General features: G+C 73.4%; 21 protein-coding genes. 11 read left to right on the forward strand and 10 right to left on the reverse strand.

Going from position 1 to position 20,111, the window contains the following annotated elements:
* Positions 1 to 198 precede the first annotated feature (198 nt).
* Positions 199 to 795 carry an ATP-dependent Clp protease proteolytic subunit gene (locus ACN261_RS12310; RefSeq protein WP_363658724.1) on the reverse strand — a complete coding sequence of 199 codons (597 nt, stop codon included), beginning with the start codon at positions 793 to 795 and terminating at the stop codon, positions 199 to 201.
* A 141-nt stretch (positions 796 to 936) separates the two neighbouring features.
* The gene (locus ACN261_RS12315) at positions 937 to 1,464 is read right to left on the reverse strand and encodes a helix-turn-helix domain-containing protein (RefSeq protein WP_421485341.1); all 528 of its coding nucleotides are present in this window, start codon (positions 1,462 to 1,464) and stop codon (positions 937 to 939) included.
* A gap of 185 nt (positions 1,465 to 1,649) precedes the next feature.
* Between ACN261_RS12315 and ACN261_RS12320 the strand changes: the two genes are divergently transcribed.
* Positions 1,650 to 2,666: a potassium channel family protein gene (locus ACN261_RS12320; RefSeq protein WP_425850141.1), complete on the forward strand. Its 1,017-nt coding sequence runs from the start codon at positions 1,650 to 1,652 to the stop codon at positions 2,664 to 2,666.
* A gap of 115 nt (positions 2,667 to 2,781) precedes the next feature.
* Here ACN261_RS12320 and ACN261_RS12325 read toward each other — a convergent pair whose 3' ends face one another.
* The 3 genes from ACN261_RS12325 to ACN261_RS12335 all read right to left on the reverse strand — a co-directional run bounded on the left by ACN261_RS12325 (position 2,782) and on the right by ACN261_RS12335 (position 7,362).
* On the reverse strand, positions 2,782 to 3,816 hold the full coding sequence (locus ACN261_RS12325; protein WP_425850143.1) for a 2-oxoacid:ferredoxin oxidoreductase subunit beta: 1,035 nt from the start codon (positions 3,814 to 3,816) through the stop codon (positions 2,782 to 2,784).
* Positions 3,809 to 5,656, reverse strand: a complete 1,848-nt coding sequence (locus ACN261_RS12330; protein ID WP_421485346.1) for a 2-oxoacid:acceptor oxidoreductase subunit alpha — start codon at positions 5,654 to 5,656, stop codon at positions 3,809 to 3,811. The genes ACN261_RS12325 and ACN261_RS12330 overlap by 8 nt, the downstream gene beginning before the upstream one ends.
* Positions 5,657 to 5,913: 257 nt before the next feature.
* Positions 5,914 to 7,362, reverse strand: a complete 1,449-nt coding sequence (locus ACN261_RS12335) for a hypothetical protein (RefSeq protein ID WP_421485348.1) — start codon at positions 7,360 to 7,362, stop codon at positions 5,914 to 5,916.
* A gap of 142 nt (positions 7,363 to 7,504) precedes the next feature.
* On the opposite strand from ACN261_RS12335, the gene ndhC reads away from it, so the two are divergent.
* Complete coding sequence (gene ndhC / locus ACN261_RS12340) at positions 7,505 to 7,882, forward strand: NADH-quinone oxidoreductase subunit A (protein WP_088647014.1); 378 nt, start codon at positions 7,505 to 7,507, stop codon at positions 7,880 to 7,882.
* A 79-nt stretch (positions 7,883 to 7,961) separates the two neighbouring features.
* On the opposite strand, the gene folP is transcribed toward ndhC, so the two are convergent.
* Positions 7,962 to 8,831: a dihydropteroate synthase gene (folP, locus tag ACN261_RS12345; protein WP_363657446.1), complete on the reverse strand. Its 870-nt coding sequence runs from the start codon at positions 8,829 to 8,831 to the stop codon at positions 7,962 to 7,964.
* Positions 8,832 to 9,020: 189 nt separating this feature from the next.
* Between folP and ACN261_RS12350 the strand changes: the two genes are divergently transcribed.
* The 5 genes from ACN261_RS12350 (at position 9,021) to ACN261_RS12370 (ending at position 12,219) form a co-directional block, all read left to right on the forward strand.
* Positions 9,021 to 9,629, forward strand: coding sequence for a DivIVA domain-containing protein (locus ACN261_RS12350; RefSeq protein ID WP_425850148.1), 609 nt, complete (start codon positions 9,021 to 9,023; stop codon positions 9,627 to 9,629).
* Complete coding sequence (locus tag ACN261_RS12355) at positions 9,626 to 10,144, forward strand: SRPBCC family protein (protein WP_088647017.1); 519 nt, start codon at positions 9,626 to 9,628, stop codon at positions 10,142 to 10,144. The genes ACN261_RS12350 and ACN261_RS12355 overlap by 4 nt, the downstream gene beginning before the upstream one ends.
* A gap of 80 nt (positions 10,145 to 10,224) precedes the next feature.
* Complete coding sequence (locus tag ACN261_RS12360; RefSeq protein ID WP_421485351.1) at positions 10,225 to 10,821, forward strand: DNA-3-methyladenine glycosylase I; 597 nt, start codon at positions 10,225 to 10,227, stop codon at positions 10,819 to 10,821.
* Entirely contained in the window at positions 10,818 to 11,402 is a 585-nt protein-coding gene (locus ACN261_RS12365; protein ID WP_421485353.1) for a hypothetical protein, read from the forward strand. The genes ACN261_RS12360 and ACN261_RS12365 overlap by 4 nt, the downstream gene beginning before the upstream one ends.
* Before the next feature lie 64 nt (positions 11,403 to 11,466).
* The gene (locus ACN261_RS12370) at positions 11,467 to 12,219 is read left to right on the forward strand and encodes an SDR family NAD(P)-dependent oxidoreductase (RefSeq protein ID WP_421485355.1); all 753 of its coding nucleotides are present in this window, start codon (positions 11,467 to 11,469) and stop codon (positions 12,217 to 12,219) included.
* Positions 12,220 to 12,263: 44 nt separating this feature from the next.
* Here ACN261_RS12370 and ACN261_RS12375 read toward each other — a convergent pair whose 3' ends face one another.
* On the reverse strand, positions 12,264 to 13,055 hold the full coding sequence (locus ACN261_RS12375; RefSeq protein ID WP_421485357.1) for an enoyl-CoA hydratase/isomerase family protein: 792 nt from the start codon (positions 13,053 to 13,055) through the stop codon (positions 12,264 to 12,266).
* A 4-nt stretch (positions 13,056 to 13,059) separates the two neighbouring features.
* Positions 13,060 to 13,878 (reverse strand): PaaX family transcriptional regulator, encoded by an 819-nt coding sequence (locus ACN261_RS12380; RefSeq protein WP_088647021.1) that lies wholly within the window; start codon positions 13,876 to 13,878, stop codon positions 13,060 to 13,062.
* Between the two features lie 191 nt (positions 13,879 to 14,069).
* On the opposite strand from ACN261_RS12380, the gene ACN261_RS12385 reads away from it, so the two are divergent.
* Together ACN261_RS12385 and ACN261_RS12390 are read left to right on the forward strand one after the other, a co-directional pair.
* The gene (locus ACN261_RS12385; RefSeq protein WP_007455245.1) at positions 14,070 to 14,237 is read left to right on the forward strand and encodes a DUF3117 domain-containing protein; all 168 of its coding nucleotides are present in this window, start codon (positions 14,070 to 14,072) and stop codon (positions 14,235 to 14,237) included.
* Between the two features lie 142 nt (positions 14,238 to 14,379).
* On the forward strand, positions 14,380 to 15,849 hold the full coding sequence (locus tag ACN261_RS12390; protein ID WP_425850152.1) for a leucyl aminopeptidase family protein: 1,470 nt from the start codon (positions 14,380 to 14,382) through the stop codon (positions 15,847 to 15,849).
* Between the two features lie 111 nt (positions 15,850 to 15,960).
* Here ACN261_RS12390 and ACN261_RS12395 read toward each other — a convergent pair whose 3' ends face one another.
* Positions 15,961 to 16,569: an O-methyltransferase gene (locus ACN261_RS12395; RefSeq protein WP_204927355.1), complete on the reverse strand. Its 609-nt coding sequence runs from the start codon at positions 16,567 to 16,569 to the stop codon at positions 15,961 to 15,963.
* Between the two features lie 326 nt (positions 16,570 to 16,895).
* Between ACN261_RS12395 and ACN261_RS12400 the strand changes: the two genes are divergently transcribed.
* Both ACN261_RS12400 and ACN261_RS12405 read left to right on the forward strand, forming a co-directional pair.
* Positions 16,896 to 18,245, forward strand: a complete 1,350-nt coding sequence (locus ACN261_RS12400) for a S1C family serine protease (protein WP_421485359.1) — start codon at positions 16,896 to 16,898, stop codon at positions 18,243 to 18,245.
* Positions 18,246 to 18,318: 73 nt separating this feature from the next.
* On the forward strand, positions 18,319 to 18,744 hold the full coding sequence (locus ACN261_RS12405; protein WP_204927356.1) for a preprotein translocase subunit TatB: 426 nt from the start codon (positions 18,319 to 18,321) through the stop codon (positions 18,742 to 18,744).
* A 159-nt stretch (positions 18,745 to 18,903) separates the two neighbouring features.
* On the opposite strand, the gene ACN261_RS12410 is transcribed toward ACN261_RS12405, so the two are convergent.
* Positions 18,904 to 20,052, reverse strand: coding sequence for an Mrp/NBP35 family ATP-binding protein (locus ACN261_RS12410; RefSeq protein ID WP_204927357.1), 1,149 nt, complete (start codon positions 20,050 to 20,052; stop codon positions 18,904 to 18,906).
* Between the last annotated feature and the right edge of the window lie 59 nt (positions 20,053 to 20,111).

Here is a 20,111-nt window from a genome sequence, read left to right on the forward strand (position 1 = left end):
CCGCGGTGCGACCGGCGGGTGTCGGACCCGAGCGAGGGGGCGGGTCCGACGGCTGTGGACGCGGTGGGCTCACGGCCGTCCGCCCCGGCGGGCCACCGGCAGCGCGCGGGGTCCCGGCGGACCTCCGCCGGGACCCCGACCCGACGCACGGACGACGGCCGCCGGCCGTCGGCACGCGATACCCCCGACCGGCGACGGTCAGCCGGCAAGCTGGTCGACCCGGGTGAGCACCTCGTCGATCAGGCCGTACTCCCGGGCCTGCTCGGCGGTGAACCACCGGTCCCGGTCCCAGTCGGCCTGGATCTCGTCGAGGGTGCGCCCGCTGTGCCGGGCGATCAGCTCCTGCATCGTCCGCTTCACGTGCAGCATGTTCTCCGCCTGGATGGTGATGTCGGCGGCGGTGCCGCCCATCCCCCCGGAGGGCTGGTGCATCATGATCCGCGCGTGCGGCAGGGCGAACCGCTTCCCGGCGGCCCCCGCGCAGAGCAGGAACTGCCCCATCGACCCGGCCAGCCCCAAAGCCAGGGTGGCCACGTCGTTGCGGACGTACCGCATGGTGTCGTAGACGGCCATGCCGGCGCTGACCGAACCACCAGGCGAGTTGATGTAGAGGTAGATGTCCCGCTCGCTGTCCTCGGCGGCGAGCAGCAGGATCTGCGCGCAGATCTGGTTGGCCGAGGCGTCGGTGACCTCGGTGCCCAGGAAGATGATGCGTTCGCGCAGCAGCCGCTCGAAGACCTGGTCGCCGAAGGCCGGCTGACCGCCGTCCAGCATGCGCACGTCGTACCCGATCATGGTGACCACCCTCCGCGTCGCCGGCGGGCGGGCGACCTCACCCCGCCCCGGGAACCGGCGGGTCCAGCCTGCGCCGCCGGGCGGTCACCGCCCCAGCCTTTCTGCCGCCGGCAGATCCGCCGTCGGCAGAATCCGGCCGGCCTACCTGACCGGCAGCCGCCGCCGGCCCGTCCGGGCCCACCGCCGCGCCGGCACCCTGGGGGTACGCGCAGCGGGGCGGGCGGCCGACGCCACGGCGACCACCCGGACGGCCGTGGCGACCCCCGGCACCGGGAACCCGGCACCCCCGACCCCCGACGGCACGCCGCCGTCCGGGCGGCCGAACCCGACGGTGGGCCGACCGACCGACAGGTGGGCGGCGGTGCCGTCGCGGCGGGCGGTCGGCACCCGGTCCAGCCGGGCCAGGCTGCCGCCCGGCGGCACGGGCACCCGGCGCTCGACCCGGCGCAGCTCGTCGCGGGCCTCTTCGAGCAGGTCGGACAGGTTGATCCCGAGCGCCCGGCAGATCGCCGCCAGCACCTCGGAGGAGGCTTCCTTCCGCCCCCGCTCGACCTCGGAGAGGTAGGGCAGGGACACCCCGGCCGCGGCGGCCACCTCGCGCAGGGTGCGGCCCTGACGCAGGCGTACCCGGCGCAGCACGCCGCCGATCACCCGACGCAGCAGCGACATGCGGGCCTCCTCGTGGCCGGTGTCCCGGGACCCTCCCATCATGCCGGTTTCCCGGGCCCGGCACCGCCCGCCGAGAGGGTGAGAGGTCGTTCACCGCAGGTAGGGTCGGCGACCCGCCCGGTCGATCCGCCTGCCAACCGCTATGTTGTGCTCGTGCAGGCGACCCGGGGAGAGCAGGACCGACGGTGATCCATTTCCCGGCGCAGCGGCGGGGTCCGCTCAGCGCGTTGAGTCTCCGCCTGGCCGCCGCCCTCGGCCTGGTCCTGCTCACCGTCGCCGTGGTCTACCTGGACCGTGGCGGCTACCGCGACGTGGACGAGAACGGGCTGACCCTGCTCGACTGCTTCTACTACGCGGTGGTCACCCTCTCCACCACCGGGTACGGCGACATCACCCCGTACGACCAGTCCGCCCGGTTGGTGAACGTCCTGTTCATCACCCCGGCCCGGGTGATCTTCCTGATCATCCTGGTCGGCACCACCCTGGAAGTCCTGACCGAGCAGTACCGGACCGGCCGTCGGCTGGGGCGGTGGAGGAGAACCGTGAAGGACCACGTCATCATCTGCGGCTACGGCACCAAGGGTCGCAGCGCGGTCTCCGCCCTGCTGGAGAACGGGTTGGACAAGTCCCGGATCGTGGTGGTGGAGCGCAACGGGACGGCGTTGCGGCAGGCCACCTCGGCCGGACTGGTCGCCATCGAGGGCTCCGCCACCCGCTCGTCGGTGCTGGAGGAGGCGCACGTCCGCAACGCCAAGGCGGTCATCATCGCCACCGACAGCGACGACGCCTCGGTGCTGGTGGCGCTGACCACCCGGCAGCTCACCGCCGGTCAGGTACGCATCATCGCCGCCGTACGGGAGGCCGAGAACGCCCCGCTGCTGCGGCAGAGCGGCGCGCACCACGTGATCGTGTCCTCGGCGACCGCGGGTCGGCTGCTCGGTCTCTCGACCTCCGCGCCGCCCCTGATCGACGTGGTGGAGGATCTGCTCACCCCCGGGCAGGGCATGGCGTTGGCGATGCGTTCCGCCGAGCGGCACGAGGTAGGCAAGTCCCCCCGCGAGCTGGAGTCCCTGGTCATCGCCCTGGTGCGCCGGGGCAAGGTGGTCACCCTGGCGGACAAGGCCGGCGCGGTGATCGAGACCGGCGACATGCTGGTGCACGTCCGCGACGACCGCCCCACCGCCACCGCCACCCCCTCCTGACCGATCTCGGCCCGTACCGCCTTCCCGGGCCTGCACACCGCCCCCGGCGGTCCGCCGACGCCGACGTGGCCGTGCCCCGACCCCGGGGCACGGCCACGTCGCCCTGCTCGGTCGACTAGCTGATCGTCCAGGTGTCGCCTGTGTGCAGGAGGGTGGTGAGTTGTTGTTCGGGGGTGTCGGTGGTGGTGTTTCGGGCGGTGGTGATCTGGTGTTGGACGGTGGTGTCGTAGGTGGGGCGTTGGGTTTGGCGGAGGATGCCGATGGGGGTGTTGCGGAGGTCGGGTTGGGGGAGGCGGGACAGGGCGAAGGCGTAGGCGGGGTCGGTGATGGTGGCGTCGTGGATGACGATGTCTTCGGGTGGGGTGGTGGCGGTGTCGCGGATGTCGAGGCCGAAGCCGTGGGGTGGGTGTACGACGCAGTGTTGCTGGTCGCGGCCGAAGGTGATGGGTTGGCCGTGTTCGAGGCGGATCAGGTAGTCGTCGCGGGTGTCGGGTTGTTTGAGTTGGTCGAAGGCGCCGTCGTTGAAGATGTTGCAGTTTTGGTAGATCTCGACGAAGGCGGTGCCGTGGTGTTCGGCGGCGGCGCGTAGGACGGTTTGGAGGTGTTTGCGGTCGGAGTCGATGGTGCGGGCGACGAAGGTGGCTTCGGCGCCGAGGGCGAGGGACAGGGGGTTGAAGGGGGCGTCGGCGGATCCGGCGGGGGTGGATTTGGTGATTTTGCCGGTTTCGCTGGTGGGGGAGTACTGGCCTTTGGTGAGGCCGTAGATGCGGTTGTTGAACAGCAGGATCTTGAGGTTGACGTTGCGGCGTAGGGCGTGGATGAGGTGGTTACCGCCGATGGACAGGGCGTCGCCGTCGCCGGTGACGACCCAGACGGACAGGTCGGGGCGGGTGACGGACAGTCCGGTGGCGATGGCGGGGGCGCGGCCGTGGATGGAGTGCATCCCGTAGGTGTTCATGTAGTAGGGGAAGCGGGATGAGCAGCCGATGCCGGAGATGAACACGGTGTTGGCGCGGGGGATGTTCAACTCGGGCATGAACTGTTGGACGGCGGCGAGGATGGCGTAGTCGCCGCAGCCGGGGCACCAGCGGACTTCCTGGTCGGATTTGAAGTCTTTCCCGGTGAGTTTCAGGGCGACGGGTTCAGGCATTTTTGCAGACCTCTTCCAGCATCGTCTCCAGTTCGGCGGCGGTGAAGGGTAGGCCGCGGACCTGGTTGTAGGTGATCGCGTCGATCAGGTATCGGGCGCGGATGACCTGGGCGAGTTGGCCGAGGTTCATCTCGGGGATGACGACCCGGTCGTAGGCGGAAAGGACGTCGCCGAGGTTGCCGGGCAGGGGGTTGAGGTGGCGTAGGTGGGCCTGGGCGATGGGTTGGCCGCGGTGGCGCAGGGTGCGGCAGGCGGCGCCGATCGGGCCGTAGGTGGAGCCCCAGCCGAGCACGAGGGTCCGGGCGGTGCCGTCGGGGTCGTCGACGTCGAGGTCGGGCACGTCGATGGCCTGGATGCGGGCGGCGCGGGTGCGGACCATGTAGTCGTGGTTGGCCGGGTCGTAGGAGATGTCGCCGGTCTTGTCGGCTTTCTCCAGGCCACCGATGCGGTGTTCCAGACCGGGGGTGCCCGGCACGGCCCAGGGACGGGCCAGGGTGCCCGGGTCACGCAGGTAGGGCAGGAACGTGACGCCGTCGTCGCCGTTGGGGGCGGTGGCGAAGTCCACGCGCAGGTCGGGCAGGGCGTCGACGTCGGGTAGCAGCCACGGTTCGGAGCCGTTGGCGACGTAGTTGTCCGACAACAGGATCACCGGGGTGCGGTAGGTCAGGGCGATCCGGGCGGCTTCGAGCGCGGCGTGGAAACAGTCCGACGGTGACTTCGCCGCGATCACCGCGACCGGGGCCTCACCGTGACGGCCGTGCAACGCCATGTTCAGGTCGGCCTGTTCGGTCTTCGTGGGCAGACCCGTCGACGGACCGGCACGCTGCACGTCCACGATCACCAACGGCAACTCCAGGGCGACGGCCAGGGAGATCGTCTCGGACTTCAACGCCACACCCGGACCGCTGGTCGTGGTCACCCCCAACGCGCCGCCGTAGGAGGCGCCCAACGCCGCGCCGACCGCGGCGATCTCGTCCTCGGCCTGCATCGTGACCACACCGAGCCGCTTGTGTTTCGACAACTCGTGCAGGATGTCCGACGCCGGGGTGATCGGATACGCGCCGAGGAACACCGGCAGACCCGACCGCACCCCCGCCGCGACCAACCCCAACGACAAAGCGGCGTTACCGGTGATGTTGCGGTAGGTACCCGGCACCATCTTCGCCGGTTTCACCTCGTACCGCACCGAGAACGAATCGGTGGTCTCGCCGTAGTTCCAGCCCGCCTTGAACGCCGCGATGTTCGCCGCGACCAGATCCGGCCGCTTGACGAACTTCCGCTCCAGGAACCGCAACGTCGACTCGTACGGACGCGAGTACATCCACGACAACAACCCCAACGCGAACATGTTCTTCGCCCGCTCGGCGTCCTTCTTCGACACCGACAACTCCGCCAACGCCCCGACCGTCATCGACGTCAACGCCACCGGATGCACCACGAAACCGTCCAGCGTGCCGTCCTCCAACGGGCTGACGGCATAGCCGACCTTCACCAGGTTCCGGCGCGTGAACTCATCAGTGTTCACGATGATGTCCGCACCCCGACGCAGATCACCCAGATTCGCCTTCAACGCCGCCGGATTCATCGCGACCAACACATTCGGCGCGTCCCCCGGCGTCAGAATGTCATAATCCGCGAAATGCACCTGGAAACTCGACACCCCCGGCAGAGTTCCCGCAGGCGCCCGAATCTCCGCCGGGAAATTCGGCAACGTCGAAATGTCATTACCCAACTGCGCCGTCTCCGAGGTGAACCTGTCCCCCGTCAACTGCATCCCGTCACCCGAGTCACCAGCAAACCGGATCACCACCCGGTCCAACTGACGGATCTGCTTGGTCACGCCTGCACCTCGCTTCGCTCGGCCCCGCCGCGCGTGCGGCTGCACATGATGGTGACCTCGCCTTGCCCGGCCACGCGACCTCCCTGATGCGCCGCTGCGCCCGGTCCGCCCGTGGCGGGCCGGACCGCTGTCATCTCTCGCCTCCGAGCCTACGTCCAGGGCTTAGGGCATCCTTGGTGGAGGTCCGACACCTGGGAACCGGGTCGGCGAAATCTGTACGGCTATGCGGCGATTTGCGGTGCACGCCGTAATCGATATCACCGCGACCGCCCGGACGGCCCCCTCCACCTGCCCCGACCCCCGGCAGGTCGGGTCGACCGCCCCGTCGGCGGCAGGTCCCCCGCCACCTCGGCGGAGCGTCGGCGCAGCGCACCGGTCGCCAGCACGAGGGCCAGCACCACCAGCAGGACGGAGATCGTGATCAGCGCGAGCGCGGTCCGCTGGGCGGAGGACATCCCGCTCAGCGCAACCGTCCCGCCCTGCGCCGCGATCAACCCCTGCGAACCGGTCGGCGCGGGCGTGCCCACCGGCGGGGTGGTCAGCGCGGCGGCGGCGGTGATCCGGAAACTCATCTGGACCTGCCGGGCCGGCCCGCTCTCCGGGGTCAACCGGCCGGTCAGCGCCCCGGCCAGCGGGGCCTCGCGCTGGGCGTCCGGGGTGGCGGCGACCGTGAACCGCAGCGGCTGCGTCCGCCCCGCCGGCAGCACACCGAGGTCGCAGCGGGTACGCGTCGGAGCCAGCGGCGCACAGCCGGCCGGCGGGTCCAGCACGCTGACCCCCTCCGGCAGCGCCACCTCGACCCGCCCGGCGGCCGGCACCCGGCCGGTGTTGCCCAGGTGGGCCGTCAGCACGGTGGGTCCGCCGCTGATGTCGAAGGCCACCTCGTCGGCGTCGAGCACTATCCCGGGCACCGGCGGGCCGGGCGGGAAGAGCACCGCGAACCCCTCGTCGTCCTGCCCGGTGCCGCCGTCCGGACCGGTCGCGGTGACCCGTACCGCGCCGCTGAGGGGCATCTGCCGCCAGGCGGTGCCGCTGACCCGTACCCGGATCATGCTGTCGAACCGGTCGCCCGGCGCGGTGGCCCACTCGCCGCAGTGCCATCCGCCGTCCCCGCCGGCCGCGCAGCCCGGCGTACCGGCGTCGGTGAGCCCGGCCGGCAACGTGTAGGCCAGCCGCAGCCGGGCCGGCACGGCCCCGGTGTTGGTGACGGTGACCCGCAGCGCGGTGACCGTGCTGCCGGCCGCCCAGTAACCGTCGTCCAGGGTCACGTCGCCGGTGCCCACCCGGACCCCGACCCGGTCGCCGCCCGGCTGGCCGGGGCGGGTGGGTCGGGCGGATAGCGGCGGCCGGGCGGGCGGCGCGGTGGTGGCCGTCGGCGGGGGTGCGCTGGTCGCCGGTGGGGTGCCGGTCGGCTCCGGGGCGGCGGTGGTCGGCTCCGGGTCCGGCGGCAGCGTCGGCGGCGCGCTGGTCGGGCCGGCCCCGGTCGCCGTCGGCTCGACCGGGGGCGTGGTCGGGTCGGTCGGGTCGCCGCCCGGCGTCCCGGCGTCGGTCGGGTCGGTCACCGTCCGGGTCACCGTGGGTGGGGCCGCCAGCCCCGGTGTCACCCCGAGCGCGACCGCCAGCCCGGTCGCCAGGGTCGCCGCGACCAGAGCGGGGGTACGCCGGGCGAGGGACCGCCGGACGGTACGCGCGTCCACGCCGGGCATCTGACCTCCGTGACCCTGGGTGAGAGTTCATTATTCGGTAACAGTTGCGGCGGGGCACTAGTACCAGCGGAAAATGTTCGGTGACGGCCGGGCCGCCCTCGCCTCCTCCGGTGCGGCCCGCCGCCCGGTAGGCTGAGCCACCGTGACCGGTTACCTGGGCTCGTACGCGACGCTCGGGCTGCTGCTGCTCGCTGCCGTCCTCTTCTTCGTTACGGCGTTCTCGGCCAACCGGGTGTTACGTCCCCGCCGGCCGGCCGACCCGGTCGGCAAGCGCGCCGGCTACGAGTGCGGCCTCGACCCGGTCGGCGGCGACTGGGCGCAGATGCAGATCCGCTACTACGTGTACGCGTACCTCTACGTGCTCTTCGCCGTCGAGGCGGTCTTCCTCTTCCCCTGGGCGATGGTCTTCGACCGGCCCGGGTTCGGCGCGGTGACCGTCGCCGAGATGGGCGTCTTCGTGGCCGTGGTCGCGCTCGGCATCCTCTACGCCTGGCGCAAGCGCATCCTGCACTGGACCTGACCACCGTGCCGGCCGGGCCGGGGGCGACCACCGCACCGGCCTGACCACCGCACCGGGTCGGGTCACCCGGTGACCGGTCTCAGGCCAGGCCGCGGCGGGTGAGCGTCGGCGGCCGGTCGCCCCGGATCGAGGCCACCATGTCCAGCACCCGCCGGGTGGGCAGCACCTGGTGGGCGCGGAACACCCGCGCGCCGAGCCAGGCCGACACCGCCGTCGCGGCCAGGGTGCCCTCCAACCGCTCCGGCACCGGCAGGTCCAGCGTCTCGCCGATGAAGTCCTTGTTCGACAACGCCACCAGCAGCGGCCAGCCGGTGCCGGCCAGCTCGGCCAACCTGCGGGTGATCTCCAACGAGTGCCTGGTGTTCTTGCCGAAGTCGTGCGCCGGGTCGATCAGGATGCCGTCGGGGCGTACCCCCAGGGACACCGCGCGTTCGGCGAGCCCGGTCACCGTCGCGACCACGTCGGCGACCACGTCGGTGAAGGCGGCCCGGTGCGGCCGGGTCCGGGGCGTCAGCCCACCGGCGTGGGAGCAGACCAGCCCCACGCCGGTCTCGGCGGCCACCCGGGCGAGCGCCGGATCGGCCCCGGACCAGGTGTCGTTGAGCAGGTCCGCGCCGGCCGCCACCGCCTCCACCGCCACCTCGGCCCGCCAGGTGTCGATCGAGATGACCACCTCGGGGAACGCGGCCCGGACGGCGGCGATCGTGTCCACCGTCCGGCGGATCTCCTCGGCCACGTCGACCTCGTCGCCCGGCCCGGCCTTCACCCCGCCGATGTCGATGATCTCCGCGCCCTCGGTGACCGCCCGCTCCACCGCGCGCAGGGCGCTGTCCTGGGCGAAGGTCGCCCCCCGGTCGAAGAACGAATCCGGCGTCCGGTTGACGATCGCCATCACCACCGGCTCGCCCGGGGCGAAGCTCCGCCCCCCGAGTCGCAGCGCCCCGGCCAATTCCGCCTCCCGCAGGTCACCGGCCGGACGACCCGGCCGACGCCGACGCTATCCGGTCGCCCGACCCGCCCCCGGGGCGGTACGACCCCGACGACCCGGCCCGTCGCCGGGCCGTCCCGGCCGAAAGATCGGTGACGATGATGGTGGTTGGGGTCGCTCCGGAGGGTGTCCCCGTGCCACGATCTCTGCATGGGTCAGACTCTGCTCATTCTGGTCGTCGCGTTGACCGTGGCGGCGGTCGTGTTCGGCGTGACGGTGCTGATCTCGGGTCGGGACGGCCTCGCGCCCTCCGAGCCCGACGGCAGAGCCGTCCCGCTGCCGGGCGGTCGCCCGCTGCGGGAGTCCGACGTCGGCGCGCTGCGCTTCGACACCGCCCTGCGCGGCTACCGGATGGACCAGGTCGACCAGGCGATGCGCCGGGCCGGCTACGACATCGGGTACAAGACCGAGCTGATCGGGGTGTTGGAGGCCGAGATCCTCGCGCTGCGGGAGGGTCGTACCGCCGACGCCGACGCGCTGCGCCGCACCCGGGAGGAGGCCGCGAGCACCGCGTCCGACGCCTCCCCGACGCCCGCCGACGTGCCCGCCGACCCGGACGGGCCGACCACCGGGGCCGCGCCGACGGAGCCGGCGACCGCCGGTGTCCGCCCGGCCGCCGACGCCGATCCGTCCGCTGACGCCACCGGCGACGCCACCCCGACCGGCGACCGTCCCGGGGACGACCGGGCGGGGGAGCCGGCCGGGAAGACCGACGCCGAGCGTCCCGGTGGCGCGGCGGTCCGCTCGGAGCCGGTGTGACCGGACCGGACCCGGCGGGCGGCGGGTTGGCCGACGAGGCGGCCCAGCCCGGGGCCGGCGAGTTCACCGCCACGGTGATCGTCGACGCCCCCGCCGAGCGGGTCTTCGCCGCGCTGACCGACTGGGAGGGGCAGTCCGACTGGATCCCGCTGACCCGGGTCCGGGTGGTCGAGGGCGACGGCGGCGAGGGCAGCCTCATCGAGGCGGTCACCGCGCTCGGCCCGGCGGCCCTGCGCGACGAGATGCGGGTGGTCCGGGTCGACGCCCCCTACGAGGTGGGCGTGGTGCACTGCGGCCGGCTCCTGCGCGGTCCGGGGGTGCTGCGCTGCACCCCACTGGCCGACGACCGCACCCAGGTGGTCTGGCACGAGTGGTTCCACCTGCCCGGCGGTGCGGCCGGCCGGGTCGCCTGGCCGCTGCTCTGGCCGGGCTCCAAGGCCAGCCTGACCCTGGCCCTGAAACGCTTCGCCCGCCTGGTCGAGTCCGGCCGGCTGCCCCGCCCGTCCACCCGCTGACGCTGCGGAGCGGGATCGGTCGGGCCGCGCCACCCCGGCCCCGACGCCGCGTGTCAGGGCCCTGGCCTAGCGTGTGACGGGTGACTGACCTGGTGACCGGCCCCGACGGCCTGCCCCGCTGTGCCTGGGGGGCGAGCACTCCGGACTACGCGATCTACCACGACACCGAGTGGGGCCGCCCGCTGCGCGGCGACGATGCCCTCTACGAACGGCTCACCCTGGAGGCGTTCCAGTCCGGGCTGTCCTGGCTGACCATCCTGCGCAAACGCGAGGCGTTCCGGCTCGCCTTCGCCGGCTTCCGGATCGAGCGGGTCGCCGCCTTCGGCGACGCGGACGTGACCCGGCTGCTCGCCGACGCGGGCATCGTCCGTAACCGCGCCAAGATCGAGGCGGCGATCGCCAACGCCCGTGCCGCGCTGACCCTGCCCGACGGGCTCTCCGCGCTGCTCTGGTCGTACGCGCCGCCGCCCCGGCCGGCCCGGCTCGGGTCGTTCGCCGAGGTGCCGGCGTCGACCCCGGAGTCCGTCGCGCTGGCCAAGGTGCTCAAGAAGCAGGGCTTCCGCTTCGTCGGCCCCACCACGGCGTACGCGCTGATGCAGGCCACCGGCATGGTCGACGACCATCTCGCGGGCTGCCACGCCGGCACCGCCGTGGCCCGTGATCAGATGGGGGCATGACCGTGACCGACCACCGCAGCACCGGCCCGACGGACGTCGACGGCGGGCCGGACGGCGACGCCTGGGCGGTGCTGCTGCCGGCCGGGCGGCACGACGCCGAGCGCCTCGTCCACCACGAGACCCTGGAGCTGGCCGTCCCGGCCGGTGGGCCCGCCCCGCGTCCCGGTGACCGGGTGGCGGTGCTGGCCGACGGGCCGCCCCGGCTGGTGGCGCTGGGCCGGGTGGCCCGCCACGACGGGCGGGCGCTGCTGGTGACCTACACCCGGCGGTCGTTCGACGCGCCGGTGCCGGCCGGGCAGGTGGCCGTCGCCGGCCCGGTCACCCCGCTCGACCCGGGCACCTACCGGGAGCTGGTCGACCGGCTCGGCCCGCCGCCGTCGCGCCGGACCTGGCTGGTCAGCCTCGACCTGCCGATCGAGGCCGAGTCGCGGGCCGAGGCGGTCCGGCTCTTCTGGTCGTACGTGCAGGAGCTGGGCCCGGCCGAGCTGCCCGCGTTCGTCTCGCCCAGCGGCGACGAACTGGCCATGCAGGCGTTCGTGCTGGGCGTCGAGGCCAACCAGGACCCGGAGGAGGACGACTAGCCGCCCGCCCACCGGGTATGGCGCACCGGTGCCGACGCCCGGTCGGCCGGTCGAGGGAGGGCCGATGCGGTTCCAGGACAAGGTCGCATTCGTCACCGGTGGTGCCTCCGGGCTCGGCGAGGCCACCGCCAGGCGGTTCGCCGCCGAGGGGGCCCGGGTGGTGGTCGCCGACATCAACACCGAGGGTGCCGAGCGGCTCGCCGCCGACCTGCCCGACGCCCTCGCGGTCACCGTCGACACCGGTGACGCCGACGCGGTGGAGCAGGGTGTCGCCGAAACGGTGCGGCGCTACGGCCGGATCGACCTGATCTTCAACAACGCCGGTATCGACGGCCGGCAGCAGCCCCTGCACGAGATGGACGTGGAGAACTGGCAGAAGGTCCGGCGGATCAACGGCGACGGCGTGTTCCACGTGCTCAAGTACGGCATCGAGGCGATGCTGCGCGGTGGTGGGGGCGCGATCGTCAACACCTCGTCCACCACCGGCCTGGCGGCGCAGGAGAACATCTCCCCGTACACCTTCACCAAGGCCGGCATCGTCGGGCTGACCCGGTCGGCGGCGGTGGAGTACGCGGCCCGCAACATCCGGGTCAACGCGGTCGCCCCCACGGTGGTGATGACCCCGCTGGTGGAGCACTTCATCGACAGCGCGCCGGACCCGGCGGAGATGCGGGCCCGGATGGAGTCGTTCAACCCGAAACCCGGCATCCCCAGCCCGGACGACGTGGCCGGCGTGGTGCTCTTCCTCTGCTCCGACGACGCGGCCTGGATCACCGGTCACACGGTGCCCATCGACGGCGGGTACGTGGCCCGCTGACGGCCGGCATGTCCTCGCGCGTGCGGCCGGGCGGCCCACCCGGCTCAGCTGCCCTGGAAGACCGGCTTCTGCTTGTTGACGAAGGCGATGGTGGCGGCCCGGTGGTCGGCGGTGCCCCCGCAGATCGACTGGGCCTGCGCCTCGGCGGAGAGGGCGTCGGCGAGGGTGCCCGCGTCGGCGATGGAGAGCTGCCGCTTGATCGCCCCGTACGCGACGGTCGGGCCGGCGGCGAGCCGGGCGGCCAGCTCGTGCGCGGTGGGCAGCACCTGCTCGTCGTCGTCGACCAGCCGGGTGAGCAGGCCCAGCCGGCACGCCTCGTCGGCGGCGACCGGCTCGGCGAGCATCAGCAGCTCGACGGCCTTGGCGTGGCCGACCAGCCGGGGCAGCGTCCAGGACGCCCCGGTGTCGGCGGCCAGGCCCACCCCGGCGAAGGCCATCAGGAACTTCGTCTTCGGCCCGCCGATGCGGAAGTCGGCAAGGAACGCCAGCGAGGCGCCCGCCCCGGCGGCCATGCCCCGGACGGCGGCGACCACCGGCTTGGGCAGGTTGGCCAGCCGGGCGGCGATCGGGTTGTAGTGCGCCCGGACGGTGTCCAGCGGGTCGCGGCCCGGCGACTCCAGCACCTGCACGTGCTCGCGCAGGTCCTGGCCGGCGCTGAACGAGCCGCCCGACCCGGCCAGCACCACCGCCCGGCAGGACCTGTCGGTCTCCAGCGCGGCCAGCGCGTCCCGCAGCGCCTCCTTGAGCGCCACGTCGAGGGCGTTCATCGCGGTGGGGCGGTTCATGGTCAGGGTGACCACGCCATCGGTGCGGTCGACGAGCAGTGGCTCGGTCACGTCTCTAACGGCCCTTCTGTCGGGGGACCCGGTTGCCGGCGTCGAGGCACTGCTCGACGTACCGGTCGGCGGCCGGCCGGAGCCGGGCGGCGTGCCGGTCGAAGAAGCTGGCGGCGGCGGTGCCGGGCCAGCGTTCGGGGAGCAGTGCCGGAGGGAGTTGAGGGTCCTGGAACAGGAAGGTACGCCACGCGTGCACCAGCCGGAACCGGGCCGCGTACGCCTCCTCGTCGCCACTGCGCACGGTCACCCCGGCGAGTTGGGCGCGCTGCTCGGCGACGAACCGTTCGTAGGCGTGCCCGATCTCGCCGAGGTCCCAGGCGCGACGGACCACGCCCATCGCCCCGGGGGTGCCGGCGGCGTGCGCGGCGGTGAACCGCTCGTAGCGCACCCCGGCCTCCTCCAGCAGCAGGTCGACGTCCTCGCTGGCCCGGGTCGCCACCCAGGTGTGCTCGTCGAGGGTGCCGTAGCCGAGGAAGCTGAGGTTGGCGGCGAGCCGCTGGCGGTCGCGCCGGGCGGTCGGGGTGGACAGGACGAGCAGGTCGAAACGCCCGTCCCAGGTGATCCGGCCGGTGCGGTAGATCCGGGCGGCGGCCTCGTCGAGCCGACGGACCGCCTTCGGTGTGATCGAATATCCGGGGCCGGAGGCGAGCCGCAGGGGCTCCAGCCAGCCCTGGCGCACCATCCGGGACACGGCGGTCCGGACGGCCGGCGGGGCGACGCCGAGCGGGGCCAGCAACTTCACCAGGGCGGCGACCGGTGCGCGCCCACCCCGCGTGCGGAGATGGTCGCCGTACAGGTCGAAGAGTGCCGACCGTGCCTGCATGACCGCACATTGTGACAGGCCTTCTCAAGATAAGCTAGATGCTGTTACATCAATGCTGCTCCGGTTTGGGTCCGGCGGTGTTCATCAGGGAAAATCGTGGTCGACGCCCCCGCGTACCTTGCGGGTGGTCGACACGAAGTGGCTGTGGGGCAGTACACCGACCCTGATGTATAGGTCTGAGGGGAGACAACATGGCGGCGATGAAGCCGCGGACGGGCGACGGTCCGCTGGAAGTCACCAAGGAGGGTCGGGGCATCGTCATGCGGGTCCCGCTGGAGGGCGGTGGCCGGCTCGTCGTCGAGATGACTCCCGACGAGGCCAACGCACTCGGTGACGCGCTGAAGGCGGCTGCCGGCTGATCGGCCGACGCTCCGCGCGGTGCCGCGCGGAAGGTTTCTGGTCCCTGGGTCACCGGCACCGCCGGTGACTCAGGGACTTCGTCTGTCCCCAGCGGGTCGTCGAGGTCCCGCACCGCCAACTTCCCCGGAGGTACGGTCCAGCGTGCTCGCCATCAGTCTCGCCGCCACCCCCGACGGGCCGGACGTCCTCGTCCTGCCCGTCCGCGCCGCCACCGACCCGGACGACGCCGCGCCGGCGCTGGTCGCCACCGCGTCGCCACCCACCGACGAGGTGCTGGCGCAGGCGCGGGAGCTGCTGCCGGTGACCCGGCTGACCGGGCGGGCGGGCGAGACGCTGACCCAGCTCCGCCCCGGTGGTTCCCCGGCCCGGCTGCTGCTGCTCGGTGTGGGCGACGGCGGGGAACGGGCCTGGCGGACGGCCGGGGCCGCCCTGGCCCGCGCTGCCGTAGCTGAGACACATGTCACGTTGGCGGTGCCGATCGACGCGTCCGCCGGGGTCGTCCGGGCCGTCGTCGAGGGGCTGCTGCTCGCCTCGTACCGGTTCCGGCTGACCGAGGCGGGGACGACGCCCGCGCTGACCGGGGTGACCCTGCTGACCGCCACGCCGCAGGCGTACGCCAAGGCCGTCGAGACGGCCCGGACGACCGCCGCGATGACCCGCCTCGCCCGGGACCTGACCAACACCCCCTCGGCGGTGAAGACCCCGCAGTGGTTCGCCGCCCAGGTCGCCGACGCCGCCGCCGACCACCCCGACCTGCACCTGCGGGTACGCGGGCCGCAGGAGCTGGCGGACGAGGGCTTCGGCGGCATCCTCGCCGTCGGTGCCGGCTCGGCCAGCGGCCCCCGCCTGGTCGAGTTGGACTGGCGGCCCGCCGACGCCCGGCAGCACGTCGTCCTGGTCGGCAAGGGGATCACCTTCGACACCGGTGGCATCTCGATCAAGCCGGTGCCGGCGATGAAGCTGATGCGCAAGGACATGGCCGGCGCGGCGGCGGTGGTCGCGGCCACCCTGGGCGCTGCGGCGTTGCGGCTGCCCGTGCGGGTCACCGCCCTGACCCCGCTGGCCGAGAACATGGTCAGCGGGTCGGCGTTCCGCCCCGGCGACGTCATCAGGCACTACGACGGGACGACGAGCGAGAGCACCAACTCCGACGCCGAGGGGCGGCTGGTGCTCGCCGACGCGCTCGGTTACGCGGCCCGGGAACTCCGTCCCGACCTGCTGATCGACCTGGCCACCCTGACCGGCGCGAACGCGGTGGCGCTGGGCAAGCGGACCGGCGCGCTGTACAGCGACAACGACGTGCTGGCCGCCGCCGTGCTGGCCGCCGTCGCCGACGCGGGCGAGGCGGCCTGGCGGATGCCGCTGCCCGCCGACTACCTCGAACACCTCGGCAGCGACCTGGCCGACCGGCACAGTTCCCCGGACCGGGGGGCCGGCTCCGTGATGGCCGCGCTCTACCTGCGCGAGTTCACCGGCGAGCTGCGGGACCGCTGGCTGCACATCGACATGTCCGCGCCGTCCTGGGCCGACGGCGACGACGCCGAGCTGACCCGGGGCGCGACCGGCTGGGGCGTGCGGGGCCTGCTGCGCTGGCTGGCGACGCTGGACTGAGCGGCCGCCGGGCCGGGTGCCCGTCCCGCGTCCCGACGCGGTCGGCACCCGGCCGTGGCCGGCACCCGGCCGCCGGTCAGCGCCCGGCCGCCGGTCAGCGCCCGGTCGTGGTCAGCACTTGACCGCGGCCAGCAGGCCGTGACCGACCGGGAGCAGGGCCGGAATCCACTGCTCGGCCTCCCGGATCGCCTTGACCGTCTCCCGCATGGTCACCGTCTCGGCGTCCCGGGCGGCCGGGTCACCGATCCGGCCACCGGCGAAGCCGCCGTTGAGGGCGAGCACCCCACCGGGGCGCAGCAGCCGCAGGGCGGCGTCGACGTACGCGGCCGAGCCGGTCGTCTCGCCGTCGACGAAGATCAGGTCGTACGCGCCGTCGGCGAGCCGGGGCAGCACGTCCAGTGCCCGGCCGGTGATGATCCGGGTACGGCCGGACGGAAAGCCCGCCTCGACGAAGATCCGCCGGGCGATCCGCTGGTGCTCGACCTCGACGTCGATGGTGGTGAGCACCCCGTCGGCGCGCATGCCGCGCAGCAGCCACACCCCGCTGACCCCGGTGCCGGTGCCGATCTCCACCACCGCGCGGGCGTTGCCGGCGGCGGCGAGCAGGCGCAGCGCCGCCCCGGCGCCGGGGGTGACCGCGTCGAGGCCGACCTCCCGGGCGAGGCTGCGGGCGGTGGCCAGCACGATGTCCTCGCCGACGTACGACTCGGCGAACTGCAACGACTGCGCCGTCGGGCTGCCGGAACTGGCGACCGTGGCGATGGGACACCTCCGGGCGGTGGCGATGGTGTGCGGAGCGGGTGGGCGCTATGAGCCTAGAGGCGAGGCTCCTTCGGCCGCGAGTCCACCCGTGCCGGCCCGGGTGGCGCGGCGGCGTCGGCGTGGACGGGGCAGGCGTACCGGTCCGGGTGGCGCGGAGCCGGGCGGTGGACGGGTGCGGGCGGACAAGAGCTGACTCCGCCCGGCGCATCCGTGCAATCCTGGACGGGGTGCCCCCTGCGCCGTGACCGCCACCCCCGGTCGTGGTCCGGGGCACCGGGGGACGAGTGGGAGGCACCGACGTGACCGACGGCTGGGAGTGGCGAGCGCCCGGCGGGACTCCGGGTTCGGCGGGGCCGCCGCCCGGTCCGCCGCAGACGGCCCCGACGACGCCGTACGGCGGGTCGGCTGCGCCGTACGGCGGGTCGGCTTCGCCGTGGTGGTCGGACGCGCTCGCCGACCCCTGGCGGGACCCGTACGCCCCGGCGGCGGTCGTGTTGCCGGGCGCGCCGGCCACCGGTGCCGCGCCGGAGCCGGTCACCGACCCGGACGCGCCCGGCCGGCCGCGGCTGCGCCAGCTGCTGCTCGTCCCGCTGATCGTCGCGTTGCTCGCCGGCACCCTGGGCGGTGCCCTCGGGTACGCCTTCGCGGTGCGTGGCGGTGTCGGCGGCGGGGTCACCCTGGGGGCCGGCCCGGCCGAGGGGCCCGCGCTGGCCCAGCGTCGCCCGGACTCGCTGGCCGGGGTCGCCGGCCGGGTCCTGCCCAGCGTGGTGACGATCCGGGTGGCCGGTCCGGCCGGCACCAGCGAGGGGTCCGGGTTCATCGTCAGCGCCGACGGCTACGTGGTCACCAACGACCACGTGGTCGCCGACGGCACCGGCCGGGCGTCGGTGACCTTCAACGACGGCAGCAGCTCTGCGGCGACGGTGGTCGGGCAGGACCCGGAGTCGGACATCGCGGTGATCAAGGTGAGCCGTACGGGGTTGCGGCCGATCGAGTTCGGTGACTCCGATGCGCTCGCGGTGGGTGACCCGGTGCTGGCCATCGGTTCGCCGCTGTCCCTGGCGAACACGGTCACCGCCGGCATCATCAGCGCGCTGGACCGCACCATGCAGGCGGGGGAGCCGGGTGGGCCGGTCCGCTACTACGCGGCGATCCAGACCGACGCGGCGGTCAACCACGGCAACTCGGGTGGCCCGCTGGTCGACTCGGCCGGTCGGGTGATCGGGGTGAACTCGACGATCAAGTCGCTGGTGGCGGAGGGGCAGGAGGCGGGGAACATCGGGCTCGCCTTCGCCATTCCGATCAACCAGGCGAAAAGGATCACCCAGGACATCATCGGCACGGGCAAGGCCCGTCGTACCGTGATCGGGGCCCAGGTCGCCGGCACCGGCACGGCCACCCGGGCCGGCGTGGGGGTGCGCCTGGCGGCCGTGGAACCGGCCGGACCGGCCGCCGGGGCCGGGCTGAAGGCCGGGGACGTCGTGCTCCGGCTCAACGGCCGGCCGATGAACGAGCCGACCGACCTGATCGCCCTGGTCCGCAAGTTCGCCCCCGGGTCGGTGGTGACCGTGGAGTACCGGCGCGGGTCGACCCGGCAGAACGCCTCGGTGACGCTCGCCGCGGACGCCAAGTGAGGGCCGTTCACCCCCTCCCGGACCAGGCCCTGACGTGCGTACGCTGGGGTCGACGTGACGAGGAGGCCCTGCGGTGCTCGACAACCTGAACTGGTGGGAGATCGGCGTCCTGCTGCTCCTGGCACTGCTGATCTTCGGGGACCGGCTGCCCAACGTCATCAGCGACGGTCTGCGGCTGGTGCGCAACCTGCGCGCGATGGCCCGCAACGCCACCGGCGACCTGAGCCGTGAGCTGGGCACCGACATCCAGCTGGAGGACCTCCACCCGAAGGCGTTCATCCGCAAGCACCTGCTCAGCGAGGAGGACGAGCAGGCGATCCGCAAGCCCCTCCAGAGCGTCTACGACGACCTGCGGGCGGACGTCACCGGGGTGCACGAGGAACTCAAGGGTGTCGCCGACCGGATCGACCCGAGGGCCGCCGCCCGTAAGGGCACCGCGACGAGCACCGCCTCCGCGCCCGCCCCGGCCCCCCGCCCCAGCTACGACGACGCCACCTGACCCGCGTCCGGTCTGGGCCACCGCCGGACGGGCTGTCGCAATGGAACGCCAAATGCGGTATCCCCTGTCGGGGATACCGCATCATCGGCTCACGTGAGTGGATCAGGCCCGTGGCGCGGGCCCGGAGGACTGGATCAGGCCCGTGGCGCGGGCCGGCGGTCAGCGCCCGGCGGGCTTGAGGCCCAGCGACTTGCCGAGCAGCGACTCGCGGCGTACCGCCAGCCGGTCGGCCACCTGGTGCAGCGCCTTCGCGGCGGGCGCGTCCGGCGCGGACAGCACGATCGGGGTGCCGGCGTCGCCGCCCTCCCGGACCCGGCTGTCCATCGGGATCTGGCCCAGCAACGGCACCTGCGCGCCGATCGTCCGGCTCAGCGAATCGGCCACCTCCTGGCCGCCACCGGCACCGAAGACCTCCATCCGGGACCCGTCGGGCAGCTCCAGCCAGGACATGTTCTCGATGACGCCGACGATCCGCTGGTGGGTCTGCAACGAGATCGCGCCGGCCCGCTCGGCGACCTCGGCGGCCGCCGCCTGCGGAGTGGTGATCACCAGGATCTCGGCGTTGGGTAGCAGCTGGGCGACGGAGATGGCGATGTCGCCGGTGCCCGGGGGCAGGTCGAGCAGGAGGACGTCCAGCTCACCCCAGTAGACGTCGCCCAGGAACTGCTGCAACGCCCGGTGCAGCATCGGGCCGCGCCACACCACCGCCGCGTTGCCCGGGGTGAACATACCGATCGAGATGACCTTCACACCGTTCGCCTGCGGCGGCATGATCATGTCTTCCACCCGGGTCGGCTTGCCCTCCGCGCCGAGCATCCGGGGCACCGAGTGGCCGTAGATGTCGGCGTCGACCACGCCGACGGACAGGCCCCGGGCGGCCAGCGCGGCGGCCAGGTTGACCGTGACGCTGGACTTGCCGACGCCGCCCTTGCCGCTGGCCACCGCGTAGACCCGGGTACGGGAGCCCGGCTGGGCGAACGGGATGACCGGCTCGTCGGTGGCGGCTCCGCCACGCAGCTTGCCCTGCAGCTCCTGCCGCTGCTCCGGGCTCATCACCCCGAACTCGATCTCCACGCCGCTCACCCCGGGCACCGCGCCGACGGCGGCGGTGATGTCCCCGCGCAGCTTGTCCTTCAGCGGGCAGCCGGCCACGGTGAGCAGCAACCCGACCCGGACCACGCCGTCCTCGCCGATCTCGGCGGAACGGACCATGCCGAGGTCGGTGATGGGCCGACGGATCTCCGGGTCGTTGACGGTGGCCAGCGCGGCCTGGATCGCGTCGGAGAGGGTGCTGACGGGAGCTGACATGCGGGCAATGCTACGTCGGGCGGCCGGGGCGTCCGCCAACAGCGGGGCCGGGTGTGAGC

The organism is Micromonospora sp. WMMD723, from assembly GCF_049863385.1.
Taxonomy (GTDB): Bacteria; Actinomycetota; Actinomycetes; order Mycobacteriales; family Micromonosporaceae; genus Micromonospora; species Micromonospora wenchangensis.